General features: G+C 72.8%; 15 protein-coding genes. 4 read left to right on the forward strand and 11 right to left on the reverse strand.

The genetic code is table 11. The features are described 5' to 3' along the window. Positions 1-33: 33 nt before the first annotated feature. A complete protein-coding gene (locus ACZ6J5_RS09735; RefSeq protein WP_469389525.1) occupies positions 34-6,438 on the forward strand; it encodes an RHS repeat domain-containing protein in 6,405 nt (2,134 codons plus the stop codon). Positions 6,439-6,504: 66 nt separating this feature from the next. On the opposite strand, the gene ACZ6J5_RS09740 is transcribed toward ACZ6J5_RS09735, so the two are convergent. The 6 genes from ACZ6J5_RS09740 to rpmG form a co-directional block, all read right to left on the reverse strand. After that, positions 6,505-6,993 (reverse strand): nuclear transport factor 2 family protein, encoded by a 489-nt coding sequence (locus tag ACZ6J5_RS09740; protein WP_469389527.1) that lies wholly within the window; start codon positions 6,991-6,993, stop codon positions 6,505-6,507. A gap of 4 nt (positions 6,994-6,997) precedes the next feature. Then, on the reverse strand, positions 6,998-8,338 hold the full coding sequence (locus ACZ6J5_RS09745; protein WP_469389529.1) for an FAD-binding monooxygenase: 1,341 nt from the start codon (positions 8,336-8,338) through the stop codon (positions 6,998-7,000). Between the two features lie 256 nt (positions 8,339-8,594). Next, on the reverse strand, positions 8,595-10,439 hold the full coding sequence (asnB, locus tag ACZ6J5_RS09750) for an asparagine synthase (glutamine-hydrolyzing) (RefSeq protein ID WP_469389530.1): 1,845 nt from the start codon (positions 10,437-10,439) through the stop codon (positions 8,595-8,597). Between the two features lie 524 nt (positions 10,440-10,963). Beyond that, entirely contained in the window at positions 10,964-12,118 is a 1,155-nt protein-coding gene (locus ACZ6J5_RS09755; protein WP_469389532.1) for a CobW family GTP-binding protein, read from the reverse strand. After that, positions 12,118-12,372 carry a type B 50S ribosomal protein L31 gene (locus tag ACZ6J5_RS09760; protein ID WP_469389534.1) on the reverse strand — a complete coding sequence of 85 codons (255 nt, stop codon included), beginning with the start codon at positions 12,370-12,372 and terminating at the stop codon, positions 12,118-12,120. Before ACZ6J5_RS09760 ends, ACZ6J5_RS09755 begins: the two co-directional genes overlap by 1 nt. Positions 12,373-12,404: 32 nt before the next feature. Beyond that, positions 12,405-12,569 carry a 50S ribosomal protein L33 gene (gene rpmG / locus ACZ6J5_RS09765; protein WP_469389536.1) on the reverse strand — a complete coding sequence of 55 codons (165 nt, stop codon included), beginning with the start codon at positions 12,567-12,569 and terminating at the stop codon, positions 12,405-12,407. 67 nt (positions 12,570-12,636) lie between these two features. Between rpmG and rpmB the strand changes: the two genes are divergently transcribed. Further along, positions 12,637-12,873, forward strand: a complete 237-nt coding sequence (rpmB, locus tag ACZ6J5_RS09770; protein WP_469389537.1) for a 50S ribosomal protein L28 — start codon at positions 12,637-12,639, stop codon at positions 12,871-12,873. Further along, the gene (gene rpsN / locus ACZ6J5_RS09775) at positions 12,873-13,178 is read left to right on the forward strand and encodes a 30S ribosomal protein S14 (RefSeq protein ID WP_469389539.1); all 306 of its coding nucleotides are present in this window, start codon (positions 12,873-12,875) and stop codon (positions 13,176-13,178) included. Before rpmB ends, rpsN begins: the two co-directional genes overlap by 1 nt. A gap of 144 nt (positions 13,179-13,322) precedes the next feature. On the opposite strand, the gene ACZ6J5_RS09780 is transcribed toward rpsN, so the two are convergent. The 5 genes from ACZ6J5_RS09780 to ACZ6J5_RS09800 form a co-directional block, all read right to left on the reverse strand. Beyond that, positions 13,323-13,925, reverse strand: a complete 603-nt coding sequence (locus ACZ6J5_RS09780) for a GNAT family N-acetyltransferase (protein ID WP_469389541.1) — start codon at positions 13,923-13,925, stop codon at positions 13,323-13,325. Continuing rightward, a complete protein-coding gene (locus ACZ6J5_RS09785; protein WP_469389542.1) occupies positions 13,918-14,535 on the reverse strand; it encodes a hypothetical protein in 618 nt (205 codons plus the stop codon). Before ACZ6J5_RS09785 ends, ACZ6J5_RS09780 begins: the two co-directional genes overlap by 8 nt. Then, entirely contained in the window at positions 14,525-15,190 is a 666-nt protein-coding gene (locus ACZ6J5_RS09790; RefSeq protein ID WP_469389544.1) for a TetR/AcrR family transcriptional regulator, read from the reverse strand. Before ACZ6J5_RS09790 ends, ACZ6J5_RS09785 begins: the two co-directional genes overlap by 11 nt. A 64-nt stretch (positions 15,191-15,254) precedes the next feature. Next, entirely contained in the window at positions 15,255-15,902 is a 648-nt protein-coding gene (locus ACZ6J5_RS09795) for a fasciclin domain-containing protein (RefSeq protein WP_469389546.1), read from the reverse strand. An 83-nt stretch (positions 15,903-15,985) separates the two neighbouring features. Further along, on the reverse strand, positions 15,986-17,578 hold the full coding sequence (locus ACZ6J5_RS09800; protein WP_469389644.1) for a molybdopterin-dependent oxidoreductase: 1,593 nt from the start codon (positions 17,576-17,578) through the stop codon (positions 15,986-15,988). A 348-nt stretch (positions 17,579-17,926) separates the two neighbouring features. On the opposite strand from ACZ6J5_RS09800, the gene ACZ6J5_RS09805 reads away from it, so the two are divergent. Further along, positions 17,927-18,754, forward strand: coding sequence for an SDR family oxidoreductase (locus tag ACZ6J5_RS09805; RefSeq protein WP_469389548.1), 828 nt, complete (start codon positions 17,927-17,929; stop codon positions 18,752-18,754). The last annotated feature ends 58 nt before the right edge of the window (positions 18,755-18,812 follow it).

Here is an 18,812-nt window from a genome sequence, read left to right on the forward strand (position 1 = left end):
TTCCGTCGGCTCAGCCGAAGAAGAAAGGGGGTGTTGGCTTCCGCTTCCGCCCTGGTCGCGGGCGCTCTCCTCCTCCCAGGGCTCGGCGCCCCGTGGCCGTGGACCGAGCCGTGGACGGCTCCCGAGGCCCCCCGCACCACGCAGCTCGCCTACACCGTCTCCGAGCCGGGCCCGAGCCGGCAGCCCGCCCCATACCGCAAGTTCGACCCCCGCCGCGCAAGCACTCTTCCGGCCGAGGCCACGGCGACCGTCGAACTCCGGCCATCCGCGCGCCAGTCGAAGAACGGCACAGCCGGCTCACCGGACCGACCCGTCCGCGCCGGCCGCCTGCCCGTCCTCCTGAGCGCCGAGGCCGAACCGGGCACGAAGGGCGCCACGAGCGCGCCGCCCGTCCGCGTCCGGGTCAGCACCGCCCGCACCGCGCAGGCCGAGGCCGCCGGAGTCCGCGGCCTGCTGTTCACCCTCCGCGCCGAGGACGGCGCCGGGACACCCACCGCCGCCACCGTCACGGTCGACCCCTCGTCGTTCCGCTCCGCCTACGGCGGCGACTACGCCTCGCGGCTGCGCCTCGTCCGGCTCCCCGCCTGCGCGCTGACCACACCCGAACGGCCGGAGTGCCGCGAGCACACCCCGCTGAAGACCGTCCCCGGCACGGCGCTCAGCGCCGAGGTGCGCCTCCCGGCCGCCCGCACGGCCGCCGCCTCCGCCCGGTCCGGAGAGGCCACCGTCCTCGCCGCGACCCCCACCGTCGACGGCGCGGCGGGCTCGTACCAGGCCACCTCGCTCTCCCCGTCCGGCACCTGGACCGCCGGCTCCAACACGGGCGGCTTCCGCTACAGCTACCCGATCACGCTGCCCGCCGCCGTCGGCGGACCCACCCCCGACGTCACCCTGAAGTACGACTCCTCCCTCCAGGACGGCCGCACCGCGGGCACCAACAACCAGTCCTCGTGGCTGGGCGACGGCTGGACGTCCACCGAGTCCTACATCGAGCGCAGCTACCGCCCCTGCAAGAACGACTCCTCGGCGGGCGCCCCCGCGAACTCCGGCGACCTGTGCTGGGCCGGACAGGTGCTGAGCCTCTCCCTCAACGGCTCCACCACCCAGATCGTGTACGACGGCACCACCTTCCGCCCGATGGCAGACAGCTCCACCACCAGGATCGAGCGCCTCACGCTCTCCGGCGGAGCCTCCAACGGCACCCGCGACGGCGAGTACTTCAAGGTGACCGAGAAGGGCATCGAGTACTACTTCGGCCTCAATCAGCTCCCCGGACACGCCTCCGGCAAGGAGGAGACCAGGTCGGCCTGGACGGTCCCCGTCCACCGCACGCCCGAAAGCTCCTGCCAGGGCTCGACGTTCGCCGCCACCGCCTGCCAGCTGGGCTGGCGCTGGAACCTGGACTACGTGGTCGACCCGCACGGCAACGCCACGGCGTACTACTACCAGCCCGAGACCAACCACTACCGCGCCGCCGGGACCACCACGGGCAGCTCCTACGTCCGAGGCGGCCACCTGCGCCGCATCGACTACGGCATGACCGCCGCCACCGTGAACACCGGCACCGTGCCCCAGCAGGTCCTGTTCCAGGTCGCCGAGCGCTGCATACCCGGCACGCCCGCGGGAGCGACCTGCGGGGAGGGCGAGCTGTCCACCGCCCACGCCTCCTGGTGGCCCGACGTCCCCGCCGACCTCGACTGCGCGGCCGGAGCCGTCTGCTCCGCGTCCTCGCCGTCCTTCTGGTCCCGCAAGCGGCTCGTCGGCATCACCACCCAGGTGACGGCGGGCGGCACGACCAAGCCGGTCGACGGCTACACCCTCACCCACGCCTTCCCCGACGGCGGCGACCACGCGCCCACCCTCTGGCTGCAGAGCGTCAAGCGCACCGGCCTGGACACCACCCCGGACAACCCCGACCCCGTCGAGATGCCCGCGACGGACTTCGGCAGGCCCGCCCAACTGCCCAACCGTGTCGGCACCGTGAGCGAACAGCCCGCGATGTTCCACGACCGGATCCAGTTCATCACCACCGAGACCGGCGCGAAGATCACGGTCACCTACAACCCGGCCGGCTGCACCCCGGCCAACGTGCCCGCCGACCCCGCCGCCCACTCGATGCCCTGCTACCCGGTCATCTGGCAGCCGCCGGGCTACAAATCCAAGCAGAAGGACTGGTTCCACAAGTACACCGTGGCCAGCGTCCGCACCCAGGACGAGAACACCCGTAACCAGGACGGCACCCTGTCGGGCCTGCTCACCACCTACCGCTACCTCGGCGGCGCCGCCTGGCACCACGACGACGCCGACCTCACCGCCGCCGACACCCGCACGTACAGCCAGTTCCGAGGCTACGCCGCCGTCGAGACGCGCACCGGTGACACCTCCGTCTTCCACCGCCGCGACGGCGAGCGGGTCGACGACCGCCTGACGAAGACGAAGACCGTCTACTTCCGAGGCATGTCCCGCAACACCAAGGACGGCAGCGGCGGTTCCCCGGTCACCCTCACCTCCGAGGACGGCCGCTTCAGCCACGAGGACCGGGACGAGCTCAACGGCCTGCCGTTCGAGGAGCTCACCTACCTCGGCGACAGCGACACCGTGGCGTCCACCCGGATCTCGATCCCCACGACCCTCGGCCCCACCCTCACCCGCGCCCGCGCCGGACTGCGCCCGCTGAACGCGTTCATGGTGCGCACCGCGCGCGTCCACGAGCGGCAGGCCGTCTCGTACGGCTGGCGCGACACCGAGACCGCCACCTTCTACGACACCACGCTCGGCAGGGCGACCACCGGGCTCGCGCTGCGCGACCTGGACCGGGGCGAGCCCGGCGCGGCCGGGAACACCGCCCTGTGCACCTGGCGGAGTTACGCGGCCAACCCGGCCAAGGCCATGGCCTTGGAAGCGGAGACCATCACCACCGCTCAGGACTGCGACGGCCCGGATGACACCCGCTCCGGCACGCTGGTCTCCCACACCCGCACGTCCTTCGACGGCAACGCCTTCACCCGTGAGGGCCTGTCCGGCACCGCCCCCACCCGGGGCCTGGCCACCACCGAGGAGGCCGGCAAGAGCGCGTCCGGCTCCGAGGCCGGCAGCTTCGTCGTGTCCGCCCGGAAGACGTACGACAGTTTGGGGCGCCTCGTCTCCGAGACCGGCACGCCGAACTCCACCGCCCCGGACGGCAGCAGCCTCGCCCGCACCAAGAGCACCCTCTTCACCCCGGCCACCGGGGTGCCGTCCACGGTCCAGGTCAAGGAGCAGGTGACGGGCGGCGCCTCGCCGGCCTACCACGTGTCCACCGACACCGTGACGCCCACCCGCGGCCAGGCCACCGAGAAGGTCGACATCGCGGGCACCCGGACCAGCCTGCGCTACGACGCCCTCGGGCGGCTCTCCTCGCTTTGGCTGCCCACCCAGTCCAAGGCCGCCGGCCAGCCCGCGACCCAGCGCTACGCCTACCAGATCAGGCAGAACGCGCCGAGCGCCGTCACCTCGTCCACGATCCTGGAGAACGGCTCCTACACGACCACGGTGGCCCTGTTCGACGCCCTGCTGCGCAGCCGCCAGACCCAGACGCCCGGCGAGAACGGGTCGATGATCGTCTCGGACACGCAGTACGACTCGCACGGCTGGGTCATCCGCACCAACAACCGCTACAGCCTGCCCGGTTCGCCCGTCCCGAACGTCGTGGACGTCGCGCAGAGCGACGTGCCCTCCAGCACCGTCACCGACCACGACGGCCTCGGCCGGGTCACGGCCACCCACGAGGAGGCCGACGGCGCCGTGCCGGCGGGCATGAGCACCAGGACGGCCCACACCGGCGACACCACCGTGACCGTGCCCGCCACCGGCGGGGTCGCCACGCGGACCGTCACCGACGCGCGCGGCCGGCGCACCGAACTCGGCCAGTACACCGCGCCGCCCACCCTCACCGGCGGCCCGACCACGGGGTACACCGCCACCGGCGGCACCCTCGCCCGGACCTCCTTCGGCTTCACGCCGAGCGGTGAGCCGGCGCGCACCACCGGGCCCGACGGCAGCGTCTGGTCCTCCGAGTACGACCTGCTGGGCCGGCGCACCGTCCAGACCGACCCCGACTCGGGCCGTTCCGTCTCCACCTACGACGACGCGGGCAACCTCGTCGCCACCAAGGACGCCCGAGGGAGGCAGATCGCCTATACGTACGACCTGGCGGGCCGGAAGCTGACCGCGGTCGACAAGACCGGCGGCGACTTCACGTTCGGCGTCTGGAAGTACGACAGCCTCCGCCCCGGAAAGCTGACCTACGCCGCGCGCTACGTGCCCGGCGTGTCCGGCGCCTACGCGGTCCACAACACCGGCTTCACCGCCATGGGCAAGCCCACCGGGACGAAGGTCCAGCTTCCCGCGAGCGAGGCGCCCCTGCCCAGCAGCTACGAGACCACCAACACGTACTCGCCGGCCACCGAGCAACTGCTGACCCAGCGCTCGCCCGGCGTCGGCGGCCTGCTCGCCGAGGACGTCGTCTACGGCTACACCACGCTGGGCAAGGTCTCCGGCGTCACCGCGCCCGGGGTCAAGGCCGCGGCCGAGTTCACCGACGACGGGCTGCCCTCCCGGGTCACCTTCGGCAGCTCCGACAACCCGTCGTGGGCCACGTACCGCTACGACGACCAGAGCCGCCGGCTGCTCCAGGCGTCCGTCTACCGCAGCCAGTTCCCGAACCTCGTCGACGACAACACCTACACCTACGACCCGGCCGGCAACCCGACCTCGCTCACCGGCGTCCGCACCGAGACCGGCGCGACCGTCACCGACCGGCAGTGCTACCGGTACGACGCGCTGAACCGCCTCTCCGAGGCATGGACCGCGGCGAACCCCTGCCCCGCCGGGACGTCCGCCCCCACGGCGACGGACATCGCCGGCGGCCCGGGCGCCTACTGGCAGTCCTTCCGCTACGACCTGGTCGGCAACCGGGTCTCCTCGGTCGACCACGCCACGGCGGGCCAGAGCGGCGACACCACCACCACGTACACCAACGGCTGCGCCGGCACCGCCGCGCAGTGCCCGAACGGCCCCCAGCCGCACACGCTGACCGCGACCTCCGAGTCCGGTCCTGCGGGGACCCGCACCACGTCCTTCACCTCCGACGCGAGCGGCTCCCTGGCCTCCCGCGCACCGTCCTCCGGCACCCGGCAGGACTTCACCTGGGGCGCGGAGGGCAAGCTGGACCGCATCGCGCACGGCGCCACCGACACGCGCTTCGTCTACGACGCCGACGGCAAGCAGCTGATCCGCCGCGACCCCGGCAGCACCACCCTGTTCATCGGCGGCACCCAGATCGTCGTGGACACCTCGGTGAGCCCGAAGACCGTCAAGGGCGCGGTCCGGGACTACGCCATCGGCGGCAAGCAGGTCGCCGTCGCGTCCACGCTGCCCGGCGGCGGCACGTACTACACGCTCGCCGACCAGCAGGGCACGATGAACCTCACCGTCGACAGCACCACCCAGAAGATCACGCGCAAGCTGTACAAGCCGTACGGGGAGACGCGCGGCCCGTCGACCGGCTGGCCGGACCCGACCAGGGGCTTCCTCGGCGCGCCGGTGGAGGCGACGGCGGGCTACGGCGACGTCGGCGCCCGCAAGTACGACCCGGCCCTCGGCCGCTTCCTCAGCGCCGACCCCCTCTTCGACGCGGACGACCCGCAGCAGCTCGGCGGCTTCACCTACGCGGGTTCCAACCCCGTGACGCGGAGCGACCCGTCCGGCCTGATGCCGTACGACGACTTCACCGGGGTCGCGGACGGCAACAAGGAGAACTTCAAGGAGAAGGTGGTCAAGAAGACGGAGGAGATCCTCTCCAAGACCTACGACTACTGCACCACGTGCACGCCGCCCGACGGAATCGACTGGGCGAAGCACATCAAGAGCGCGCCGCCGGTGCGGGGAGCGACCAGCGTCTACCACCGTCTGGTCACCTTCCAGGACTACACGGACCTGGCCACCTCCTACGGCTACGTGGGCTCGGCGGGCAGTGACCAGGAGCGCAAGCTCAACATCAAGCGGGGCACCTCGAAGGAGATGTCGACGTCCTACGAGAACTCCACGTCGAAGGGACTCGAGTTCTCGCTGTCCGGCGAGGGCAGTCTGATGCGCATCGCTTCGGTGGCGGTGGGGATCACCCAGTCCAACGAGTGGTCCGACAGCGAAGGCGGCGGGGAATCCTCGAGCACCAGTGAGGAGACGGAGAACGAGGTGACCATCTCCCCGAAGAAGGGCGAGAGCTACGGGTTCTCCCCGGCCGGCCGATTGCTCATCTTCGAGACCACCGCTTTCCAGGGCAACGCGGTGACCAAGACCAAGTGGGCCGTGTTCGAGATCACCAACTGGGACGGGGTCACCAACTACCCCACACCCCCGACGCGACGGTTCAGCGCGGCGGGCCCGGTCACGCCGTAACGATCCACCCGCACGTCCGAAAGCCGGCCCCGACCTCCTCAGGTCGGGGCCGGCCCCATAGGCGGCCTACCGGGGTCCGCCGCTGAAAGGGGTGGCGTGGGTGGCGGGTCCTAGGACGGCTTCGGGGAGCAGGCCGAGCTGCTGGAGGACGGCGGCACGGTCGTACGCGTCGACGCCCCGGGCGATCCGCCCGTCGTCGGCGAATTCGAGCAGGGCCATCAGGTAGAGCGAGAACTCCCGTCCCCGGGCCGATTCCGGCAGGCAGAGGAACGGCTGCCGGATCGTCGCGGTGTACCGCACATGGGCCACCGCATGGCCGGGACCGACGAGCACCCCCGTGCAGACGGACCGGATGTCCGCGAAGTACTCCATGGCACGGCCGAAGTACTCCCGTAGCTCGGGGTGGCCCCGGTAGGTGTGACCGAACGACGTGTCGACGATCTCGGCGTCCTCGGTGTAGTAGGCCATGGCGTCGTCGGCGGCCGTGGGCGACTCCCACATGCCGACCCAGCGCTCCACGAACTCCTCGCGCTCGCTCGCGTCGAACTCCGGCATGGGATCAGTCCTTTCGGGGGGCGGCGATGGCCGGGCCGGGCCGCCAGTGCCGGAGCACGGCGGCCATGACACGGGGGCGGGCCAGCCCGGCGGGCGAGCCGGTCAGGCTGACGGCGTCCCAGACCGCCGAGGCCACCCGGGCGTCGTCGGCGGCGGCACGCATGGTGGCCTGGAAGGAGCGGGCGAGCAGCCCGGCGAGCGCGGGGTGGGTGCCGGGGACCTGGGGCATGGACCGGTCGGCCAGGGTGGAGAACAGCCAGGGCAGCCGGACGGCCCGGGCCGCCTCCCGGTGGAAGCGCCGGGGCAGACCGGCCGCGCCCGAGGCGAGGCACCGGCGCAGCGCCTTCGCCTCCAGGGCCGCGACCGTCATGCCGGCGCCGTAGATCGGGTTGAGGCTGCAGACCGCGTCCCCCACCGAGACAAGCCCCTCGGGCACCCCGCGCAGCCGGTGGAAGTCCCGGCGGAGAGAGGCGGGATACGCGAAGGAGGAGACGCCGGTGATGGGCTCGGCGGCGCGTAACCCCCGCCAGGTGCCGGGGTTGAGAAGGCCCTCGGCGAAGGCAAGGAACTCCTCTTGCCCGCCCGGCGGATGATGGCCCTTGCCGAAGCCGTAGAGGGAGAGCACCCAGGCGTCGTTCTCCTGCTGGGTGAGCACGGCCCCGCGCGGGCGGTCCTGGGTGGCGCCGATCAGGACGCCCTTGGCCGCCCCGAGGGCGCCCGGGGCCACCCGATAGCGGCAGCTCGCGTAGCCGACGTCGACATGCAGCCGCCGGACCCGGGGCCGCGGACAGCCCAGCGCCCGGTACCAGGCCGCGCCGCGTCCGGCCCGGCCCATGGCGTCCACCACGAGGTCGGCGGCGAGCTCCTCGACGGAACCGGGCTCGCCCGGACGGGCCAGCCGGACCCCGCTCACCCGGGCGGGACCGTCGGCGAGCGGCCCGGTGGCCTCCAGCCCGGTCCGCAGGGTGACATCGGGCAGGGCGCTCACCCGCTCACGCAGTCGATCCTCCAGGAACGGCCGGCTCACCTGGAGCACCCGCCCGAGCGGCACCTGCCGCAGCAGGGACCCGAAGAACACGATCTCCAGCTCGTCGAGCGCCCCGGCGAGCGTGCCGCCGTCAGCCGCCAACTCCGCGACGAACCCGGGGAAGAGCTCGTCCAGAACCTCCGCCCCTCCGGGCGTCAACGAATGCACGTGCGCCCCCTGCGGGACGCCACGGCGGACGCCGGGGGCGGCCGCGAAGGTGTCCCGTTCGATGAGGGTGACGCGCTCGAACACCCCGGACAGCGCCCGGGCGGCACACAGCCCACTGATCCCGGCACCGACCACGACCGCATGGTCCATGCCCGGCCGCCTGAGCCGGGAGCTTCGCTCTCCTACCACGGTCGACTCCGATCGCCCGCGCCCGGCCGGACCGCCGGGACGGCGACGCCACCCTCCCACCTGCCCGCGGACCGGCATCACCCCGCGAACCGAGCTGTCACCCGTTCGAGGGCGCTGTCGAACCGGTTTTCACCCGAACGCCTCAGCCGTGCTCAAGCGCGGTCGCCTCGGCCTCGACGCGGGCGCCCGGCGCGAAGAGGCGGCCGGCACCGATCGGTCAGCCGATCTCGATGACCGGTGCGTAGAGGTCCATCCACACGGCCAGGTCCAGCGCCCTCTCGAGACCGCGCCGGGACGCCTGGGTGATCCGAGGGGCCTCGTGTGCGGCGGCCTTCCTGAGCCGGGCGGCGTCCACCAGGCCGAAGACCGGATGCGAGGGCTGGGTCAGCAGTTCCTTGGCCTGCTCCTGGAGCGCGACCGCGTACAGCGGGTCCTGGGTCGACGGATAGGGGCTCTTGACCCGGTCGTACACCGAGCGGGGCAGGACGTCGGCGGTGGCCTCGCGCAGCAGGCTCTTCTCCCTCCCGTCGAAGGACTTCAGGGACCAGGGCGCGTTGTAGACGTACTCGACCAGCCGGTGGTCGCAGAAGGGGACCCGCACCTCCAGCCCGACGGCCATGCTCGCGCGGTCCTTGCGGTCGAGCAGGATCCGCACGAAGCGTGTCAGGTGGAGGTAGGAGAGGGTGCGCATCCGGAACTCGAAGTCGCTCTCCCCGTCGAGCCGTTCCACCTCCCCGGCCGCCGTGCGGTAGCTGTCCGCCACGTACGTGTCCAGGTCGAGGGCGGCGGTGACGGCCGGGTCGATGACATCGATGTCGTCACCGAAGTGCTCCTGGTGCCGTACCAGCCAGGGGAAGGTGGTGCCCCGGCGGGCCTCCTCGTCGAAGAACTGCTGGTAGCCGCCGAAGACCTCGTCGGCGGACTCGCCGGAGAGGGCGACGGTGGAGTGCCGGCGGATCTCCTTGAAGAGCAGGTAGAGAGAGGCGTCCATGTCGCCCATGCCCGAGGGGAGGTCCCGGGCCCGGATGACCGCCGCCCGCACCTCGGGATCGGCCAGAGCCGAGGGATCCAGCACGATGTCCCGGTGTCCGGTGCCGGAGGCGCGGGCCACGTCGTGCACGTACGGGGTGTCGGGGGTGGCGCGCAGGGCGTCGGCGACGAAGTGCTCGGTGCGGCCGACGAAGTCGACCGCGAAGCTGCGCACCCGCTCGCCCCGTTCGGCCAGTTGGCGGGCGGCGATCGCGGTCATGGCCGAGGAGTCGAGGCCGCCGGAGAGCAGGGTGCAGAGCGGCACGTCGGAGACGAGCTGGCGGCGCACGATGTCGTCGAGGAGGGCGCGCACCTGGGCGATCGACGCGTCGCGGTCGTCGGTGTGGGCGCGGGTGCGCAGCGACCAGTAGACGTGCCGGCGCGGCCCGGCGCGGTCGACGGTGACGACCGTGCCGGGCTCGACCTCCCGCATGCCCTCCCAGACGGCGTGGCCGGGGGTCTTGACGAAGGCGAACAGCTCGCGGAGGCCGTCGAGGCCGACCTTGCGAGGGGCCTGGGGGTGGGCGAGGATCGCCTTGGGCTCGGACCCGAACAGCACGCCGTCCGGAGTGAGCCGGTAGTAGAGGGGCTTGATGCCCATCCGGTCGCGGATCAGGACGAGCCGTTGGAGCCGCTCGTCCCATATCGCGCAGGCGCACATGCCGTTGAGGCGCTCGGCGACGGCCGCGCCCCACTCCAGATAGCCGCGCAGCACCACCTCGGTATCGGACTCGGTGGTGAAACGGTGGCCGCGCGAGGCGAGTTCGTCGCGCAGTTCGCCGTAGTTGTACGCCTCACCCGAGTAGACGACGACGGCCCGGCTCCCGTCCGCCCGCTCGGCCTCCATCGGCTGGCGTCCGCCCGGCAGGTCGATGACGGCGAGGCGGCGGTGGCCGAGGGCGGCGGGCCCGTGCACCCAGGTTCCCCTGGCGTCGGGGCCGCGGCAGGCCATCGTCTCGGTCATGGCGTCCACGGTCTCCCGCTCGGAACGCAGATCACGGTCGAAGGAAATCCATCCGGCTATGCCACACACGTCATGTCCTCCTGTGTGCCGGTGTCTCCGGTCCTGACGCTGGTGCCCGAACCGGCGCGGAGGGCGCTCCCGGCCGGCCGCCGGACGGCGCGGAACGGGGGGCGACGGCAGGGGCGGTCGGCCCCGTACAACCGGTGTATCGGACACCGGTTGCATCAGGCACCTAATTGGAGGGTCGTCCCCGACCGCCGCCCCGTCAACCCGCCCGGCATCCGCCCGGACGGCCGCGCCGGAACGCCCCCGAGCCACCGGCGAACTCCCCTCCCGAGGCCCTGAACTGCGCCTCCCGGTGTCCTCGCCCCGCCCCGGGAGGCGGGACGGACGGGTCGGATGGGGTGCGCCATACGCGACCGTGACAGAGGTTTTACTCAGGACGCGCGGCCGGTTGTCCGGCGCGTGGAGGCCGCCCCGGCGCGACCGGGGCGGCCTCCACGACCCCATGTCCGGCAAGGCATGGGGTCATGTGCCTCCGTTTCTTCCTCCTCCTCGGTGTTCCCCCGGTGGTGCCTGGGCCGGCCCGGCGGTCAGAGGACGCGGTCGAGGAGCGTGTCGAAGGCGGCCGGGAGGCGCTTCCAGGCCTCGCGTCCGGCCGCGAACTCCGCGTCGGTGAGAAGGCAGGACTCGAGCCGTGCCAGCAGGGCCTCGCCGTCCAGGCCGGGCGAGGTGAAGACGAGGTGCTGGCAGCGGTCGCCGTGCTCGGGATGCCAGTCGAGCGAGGCCGCCGCCCGGCGCGCGGGAGGCTCCAGTTCCCAGGCGGCGTCCGGGAGGGAAGCCAGCCAGGGGCCGGCGCTCTCCACGCACAGCGCCCCGCCCGCCGCGTCCCAGGCCAGCAGGGTGTCCGGGCGGTCGGCGAGCCAGAACCGGCCGCGGCTGCGCAAGGCGGCGCAGGTCAGCTCCTCCAGCGCCCGGTAGAGGCGTTCCGGGTGGAAGGGGCGGTGCCGGTGCCAGACGACGGTGGTGACACCCGACGCGTCGGCCTCCTGGGGGAGCAGGGCGCAGGCGGGATGCTGGGCGGCTGAGGCCGCCTCCACGTCGAAGCCGGCGAACGCCAGGGCGGCCAGTTCCCGCGATCCGGCCCGGGCCTGACGGGCGGTCGGGTGGAGCTGGGCCAGCAGCGCGTGGTCCTCCGCGTCGGCGCCCTCGCTGTCGACGAGGGCGAGGACCGGCGCGTACTCCAGCTGTCTGGCCCAGGTGTCGCCGACGGTGCGCCGGTCGGTGGCGGCTGCGGCGAGCCCCGCCTCCGCGAGGTCGTCGCCGTTGGCGAGGTACGGGAGGACGAGCGCGGGATCCACCGCGGTGACGACGTTGGCGAGGCCGAGGTCCGAACCGCCGTGCACGGCCAGGACCTCGGCCATCGCCCGGGGCTCGACCGATTCCCACAGCTCGACGACGGCCAGCCGGGCCGACCGCCCCTCGGCGAGCCGGCGCAGCTCGGGGACCAGGTCCTCGCGCAGCGCGCAGCAGGCGCAGTCGTTGACGAGCGGGACGTGGCCGGAGGAGATCTCGCCGCCGGCGTCGCGTACCTGACGCCGTACGGTCCCCTCGGCGGCGGTGGCCAGGTCGTGGTGCAGGGCGACACTGCCGGGCACGCTCCGCAGCAGTCCTTCCACCACCTCCTTGCGCGCGTCGGCGTGGATTCCGGCGACGAGGACGACCGGCAGGCTTGAGCCGTCGCGCATCACGGCGTCTCGAAGCGGGCGTAGCGGCGCGCGAAGCGTTCGACGCGTCCGGCGGTGTCGAGGACGCGCGCGGTGCCGGTGTGGAAGGAGTGGCTCGCGGAGGAGATCTCGACGTCGACGACGGGGTAGGAGCGGCCGTCCTCCCACACGACGGTCTTGTCGCTGGTGAGGGTGGAGCGGGTGAGGAAGGCGTAGTCGGCGGCCTTGTCGCGGAAGACGACGGGGCCGTAGGGCGGGTGGATTCCGGGCTTCATGGCGATGTCCTGGTTCGGGGCGGGGGGCGAGGTCAGCGTTCTTCGCGGAAGTCGACGTGTCGCCGGGCGACCGGGTCGTACTTGCGCAAGGTGAGCCGGTCCGGGTCGTTCCTGCGGTTCTTGCGGGTGACGTACGTGTATCCGGTGCCGGCGGACGAGCGGAGTTTGACGACCGGGCGGAGTTCGTTGCGAGCCATGACGCTACTATATGGGAACGGTTTTCATTATCGATACGGGCTCGTCCCGAGAGAGGCCGGTGGCCTTGTGTCCGCCCACTGCCAACTGACTGGCGCCCAGCCGGGATTCGGCCACGCCGTCTCCCACTCGCACCGGCGCACGGCGCGCCGCTTCGACCCCAACATCCAGCGCAAGCGCTACTGGCTCGCCGGTGAGGGGCGGTACGTCCGCCTCACGCTGAGCGCCAGGGCGGTCAAGACCGTGGACCGGATCGGCGTCGAGGCCGCCGTGGCGCGGATCCGGGCCCGAGGGGGCAGGGTCTGATGGCGAAGAAGAGCAAGATCGCGCGGAACGCGTACCGCAAGGCGGTCGTCGCGCGCTACGCGGTCCGCCGTGCCCTGCTCAAGGAGATCGTCCGAAGGCCTTCGTCCACCGCCGCCGAGCGGGGGGCCGCCCTCGCGGAGCTCCGCGCGCAGCCGCGCGACGCCAGCCCGACGCGCGTGCGCAACCGGGACAGCGTGGACGGGCGCCCGCGCGGTCACCTGCGGAGGTTCGGGCTGTCCCGGGCGCGTCTGCGGGAGCTGGCGCACGCGGGCTTCCTGCCGGGCGTGACCAAGTCGTCCTGGTGACGGCAGTGACGGCAGTGACGGCCATGACGGCCATGACGGTTACGGCGGGCCTGGCGTGCATGGCGGGTCCCCGGACGCCCGGCTGAGCGACGGCCGGTGCGGCCCCGCCCCTCGGCGGAGCCGCACCGGCCGTCTCCGCCCGCGTCAGCGTGTACCGGGCCGAGCCATGGCGCTGATCCGCAGCGGGCCCAGTGCCGTGCGGCCCAGATCGATGAAGTCGAAGCGGCGGTAGAAGGGCACGTTCGCGGGGTCGGCCGTGGTCAGGAAGAAGCCGTACGGGGCCGGCGTGGTCGCGAGGAGGTGGCGGAGGAGGAAGCCGCCGGCGCCCCGGCCCGCGGCGTCGGGCCGTACGCCGAGGAACTCCAGGGTCCAGGCGTCCGGCGGGGCCGCGGACTCCGTGTGCCGGAGATACCGCGCGGTGCGCCCCAAGGCAGGGGGGCCGCAGCGGAAGAGCGTGCGCGCCGACCAGGACACCAGCGCCGGTGTGGTGGGGCGGGCGCGCGGCGGGGTGAGGACCGCCGCGGCGACGGTGCGGCCGTCCGGGGCGGTCAGCGTGTGGCGGAGGGCGCCGGGGACGGTGGCGTGGGTGCGCAGGGTGGCCTCGAACCAGGCGGCGCGTGCGGTCCGCGACCCGCCGCAGATCCAGGAGACGGCGGGCTCGTGGGAGAAGGCCGCGGCGAGGGTGTCGGCGCAGGCGCCGGGGTCCGGCGGCGAGGCGGCGCGCCAGGGCGCGGTGCTCTCAGACACGGCTTCTCCTCCGCAGCGGCGCTTCGGGGACGAGGTGGCAGACGAGGAGCTTCAGGAAGAAGAGCGGGGCGAACCAGGCGAGGGCGGCCGGGACTTCGAGCCAGAAGAGGTTCACCAGAACGGCCGCCATGAGGACCGTCATCGAAGCGGGCCGCTTGAGGTGGAGGGGGGTGAACTCCACGACGGCGGCGCCGGCCAGGAGTAGTGCCCCGTTGCCGAGCGTCCAGTGCCAGTCGCCCGAGAGGACGACCAGGCCCACGGCGAGGAGGTGGAGCAGGTGCCCGGAGACGAAGAGGAGGCGGGCGCGCCGGGCGCCCGGGGCCGGGCGGTGGTACCAGCGCTTGGCTGAGTTGGCCGCGTTGGTGAGGACCCCGCCGACGAGGTCCAGCCCGGCCAGTGCCACGACCGCGCACTGCGCGGCCGACCAGGTGTGCCAGAGCCCGGAGGTCCCCACCCCGGCGGCCAGGAGGGAAGCGCACAGGACGAGGCCCGCGATCTCCACCGCCGACTCGGACCGGGACTTCCCGGGCCCCATGAACCGCTCCAGGCGGCCCGCGAGCCCGGGCGGGGTGTCGGGTATGTCCCAGAGGACCTCGACGTCAGCGCGCATCGGCATTCCTCTCGTCCGATGCGGACGCGGACGTGGCCGCCGACGTGGATCCGGCCCCGCTCCACAGTCCGCGCAGCAGGCTCCACAACTGCCCGATCGCCGCGTCGCCTTCCGCCGGGCCGACGGGAACCGGTGAAGCCTTCATGCGGGCGAGGGCCCAGGTGTCGGCGGCCCTCACGACCGCCGCCGTGACCGTCACCAGGAGCCCTCGGTCCACGTCGGTGCGGATCACTCCCAGCCGCTGCCCGTCCACGACCATCGCGTCGAACCACGCGAGCCACGGTTCGTCGCCGTTCCGCGCGTGCGCGATCGCCGCGTCGGCGAGGACCAGGTCGTCCGGGTGCTCGTGCAGATGGGCGGCGAGCGCGCCGGCGCCCGCGGCGAGGCGGGCCCAGAACGCGGCCCCGTCCGCGACCGGGGTCCAGGGTCCGAGGGCGCCGAGCAGGCGGCCGAGCACGCCGTCGAGCACGGCGGAGAGGAGGTCTTCCCGGCCGTCGAAGTAGTGGTAGGCGGCGGTCTTCGAGAAGCCCGCCGCCTCGATGATCTTGTTGTAGGAGGCGCCTTCGGCTCCGTGGTCGGCGAAGTGGCGGCGCGCGGTGGTCAGGATCAGGTCCTGACGCTCGGCGGGGAGGCGGTGGAACCGGGGGAGGGGCATGAACTGATAGTACGCACTGCTGGAGTGTACCACCAGTACACCCCAGCGGAGACGGCGGGCGGTGTTACTTCGGCATGAGGACGGTGTCGATGATGTAGACGTTGGCGTTGGAGGTCTTCACGTTGCCGCAGACGACCTTGGCGGTGTCGTTGACCGTGTACTCCTCACCGGAGCCCTTCGTCGTGATCATGCCCTTCTGGAGGGTCTCGAAGGAGCCGTTCTCCAGCTGCTTCGGCGTGAGCTTCTGTCCGACGACGTGGTAGGTGAGGATCTTGGTGAGGGTGGCCTTGTCGGCGAGGACCTTGTCGAGGTCGGCCTTCGGGATCTTGGCGAACGCGCCGTTCGTCGGCGCGAACACGGTGATGTTCTCCGCGTTGTTGAGGGTGTCGACGAGTCCGGCCTGCTTGACGGCGGCGACCAGCGTCGACAGGGCCGGGTTGTTGGACGCGGCGGTGGCGACCGGGTCCTTGGCCATGCCCTCGAAGGAACCCGCACCGTCCTTCGGGACACCTGCGCACGCGGGGCCGAAGGGCTGGTCGCCGGTCATGGCGTCCCTGGTGGCCGCCATGCCGGTCTGGGCCTCGTTGCCGGCCGCGCTCGGCGGTGTGGCCTTGCCGCCGCTGTCGGAGCCGGAGCAGGCGGCCAGGGAGAAGGGCAGCAGGACGGCCGCGGCGACGGCGAGTGCGGTGCGGCGGAACGTGGTGCTGTTCATGATCGGTTGCTCCTTGAGCGAGGTGTACCGGTGTGCGGGTGGTCGGTGGTGCTCTCCGGTGCGGCCGTCGGCCGTCCGGCGGTCTAGGTGACGGTGACGAAGACGCTGTGCAGGCCGCTCGCCCCGTCGGGGATGGTGCGGGTGCGCCGCTCGGTCTGGACCTGGCCGGTGCCGTCGGTGGCGCGGACGGTGAGGTGGTGTCCGCCGGGAGCGGCGTTCCAGCGGTAGGTCCACTGGCGCCAGGTGTCGACGTTCGCCTCGGCGGCCAGGTCGGCGTCCTGCCAGGGGCCGTCGTCGATCCGGATCTGGACGCGTGCGATGCCCCGGTGCTGTGCCCAGGCGACGCCCGCGACGATGACGGCACCGGCGGCCGGGCGGGCGAAGGGCTTGGGGGTGTCGATGCGGGACTGGGTCTTGATCGGCGCCCTGCGGGCCCATCTCCGCTTCACCCAGTACGGGTCGTAGGTGTCGAAGGTCGTCAGCTCGATGTCGGTGATCCATTTGCAGGCCGACACGTAGCCGTAGAGGCCGGGAACCAGCATCCGGACCGGGAAGCCGTGGTCGAACGGGAGGGGCTCGCCGTTCATGCCGACGGCGAGCATCGCGTCCCGGCCGTCCATGACGTCCTCGACCGGGGAGCCGAGCGTCATGCCGTCCACCGAGCGCGCCACCAACTGGTCGGCTCGCCCTCCCCGCGACGGGGGGAGCACCCCGGCCTCGTCCAGGAGCCCGGCGAGGGGGACGCCGAGCCAGCGGGCGGTGCCGACGTAGGGGCCGCCGACCTCGTTGGAGACGCAGGTCAGAGTGATGTCGCGTTCGATGAGCGGGCGTGCCAGGAGCTGGTCGAGGGTGTAGGTCCGGGGTTTGGCGACGCCTGTGCCGTGGATCCGCAGCCGCCAGGTTCCGGCGTCGACCCTGGGTACGGTCAGGGCGGTGTCGACGCGGTAGAAGTCGGCGTTGGGCGTGGTGAAGGCCGTGATACCGGGGACCTTCAGCCGCACACCGGCCGGGAGCGCGGGAGCGGGCGAGGCCGGGGCGGGCAGCACCAGGTCCCTGCGGGACGCGACGGCCCCCTGGCTCCGCCGCCCGGTGACGTAGCGGCCCAGGGCACCCGCCGAAGCCGCCGCCAAGGCCGTGACGCCGGCCGCCGTCAGGAAGCGGCGCCGGTCCCATCCCCCGCCGTCGTCCCCCACGCCCGCGACGGCCGGTCCGGAGGCCGGTGCGGCTCGCGCGGCGAGCAGATACAGCACGGCCGCTCCGGCCAGGGCTCCGACGACCGAGGGGAGCACGTCACCGATGCCGGCGGAGTCGGGCCGGGTCAGCGCGGCCACCGCGCCCACGACCCCGAACAGCAGCACGCCCGCGGCTCCCGCTCGCGGCCGCGACATGGCGAGGACGCCCAGGGCGACGGCGAAGAGGGCGAGAGCCGCCAGCATCCCCAGCTGCAGGACGTTCTTGTCGTTCTCCCCGAAGGTCCGGATGGCGAAGTCCTTCACCGGAGCGGGCGTGCGGTCGATCACCGCGCCGCCCACCACGGTCACCGGCCCCGCCGCCGGGCGCACCAGCCCGGCCACCAGCTCGGCCACGGCCAGCGCGGTGAAGGCGGCCAAGAGCCCGGCGAGGGCGCCGAGTGCGGCGCGGACGAGTTTGCTGCGGAAGCTGCTCACGCCCGGGATTCGGCAGCCTCCGCTCAGCGGATGGGGTCCATCCCCCGAACGAGTGGAACCGCACCGCGTTGTTGACGCCACGCCACGCCACGCGCCACGTCACCGCACCGGCGGGCACGCGAACCGGCGCGGCCACCGCGCTCGCGGTCCGCCACGCACCCCATGGCCGCGCGCGCTCTCGGTTCCCCGGTCGGGTGATGTCCTCGTCCGTGCCCACTCGTACGAGGGAGTGGGTGGCGGCCGGGCCCGGGGCTCGGCCACGATGCGTGGATGCGGGACGGCGAACCGGTCGAAGAGTGGGCGCGACGAAGAGCGAAGGGGCAGGGCGGGCGGTCGAGCTCGCCCAGCGTGTGCGGCATGAGGATGCTGATCATCGGTGGCAGCGGCTTCTTGGGAGCCGAGCTGCTGCGCCAGGCACAGGAGCGGGGCTGGGAGGCGGACGCCTCGTACCATTCCCGTCCCGGCGCCGCTCGGGTCGGCGCCTGGCACCGGCTCGACGTCCGGCATCGCGCGCAGGTGGAAGCGCTCCTGACCACGGTGGCGCCCCGCGTGGTGATCAACGTGACGAGCGGCGGTGCGGACTGGGCCGTCACCGCGGACGGCTCCGTTCACGTCGCCATGGCCACCGCGATGCTCGGGATCCGCCTGGTACACGTCTCCTCCGACGCCGTGTTCTCAGGAATCGGCAGGGCTCGGTACGACGAGACCTGTGCCCCCGACCCTGTCACGCCGTACGGGGCCGCGAAGGCCGCCGGGGAGACCGCCGTACGGCTCCTGTGCCCGGACGCGGCTGTCGTGCGTACGTCCCTGATCATCGGCGACGGAGGGTCCGAACACGAACGAGTGGTGCACGAGCTGGCCGCGAACGAGCGGGCGGGCGCCTTGTTCACGGACGACATCCGCTGCCCCGTCCATGTCGCCGACCTCGCGGCGGGCCTGTGGAACCTCGCTTTCTCGGACCTGGCCGGCGTCTTCCACCTCGCCGGCTCCGACGCCCTCAGCCGCTACCAGTTGGGCGTGCTGATCGCCCGCCGCGACGGCATCCCGCCCTCCCGGCTGCCCGCAGGCAGCCGCGCGGACACGCGACTGCCGGGCGCGCTGGACGTGCGCCTCGACAGCCGCGCCACACAGGACCGACTGGGCATCAGACTCCGCGGCGCTCGGGAGTTCCTCGGCGAACGGTGACGAAGGCGGGTCGACCGGCGGACGCCACCGCCCCCCCCGAGGTGAGAAGAGGCGGAGA

The organism is Streptomyces sp. NPDC042100 (assembly GCF_055582325.1).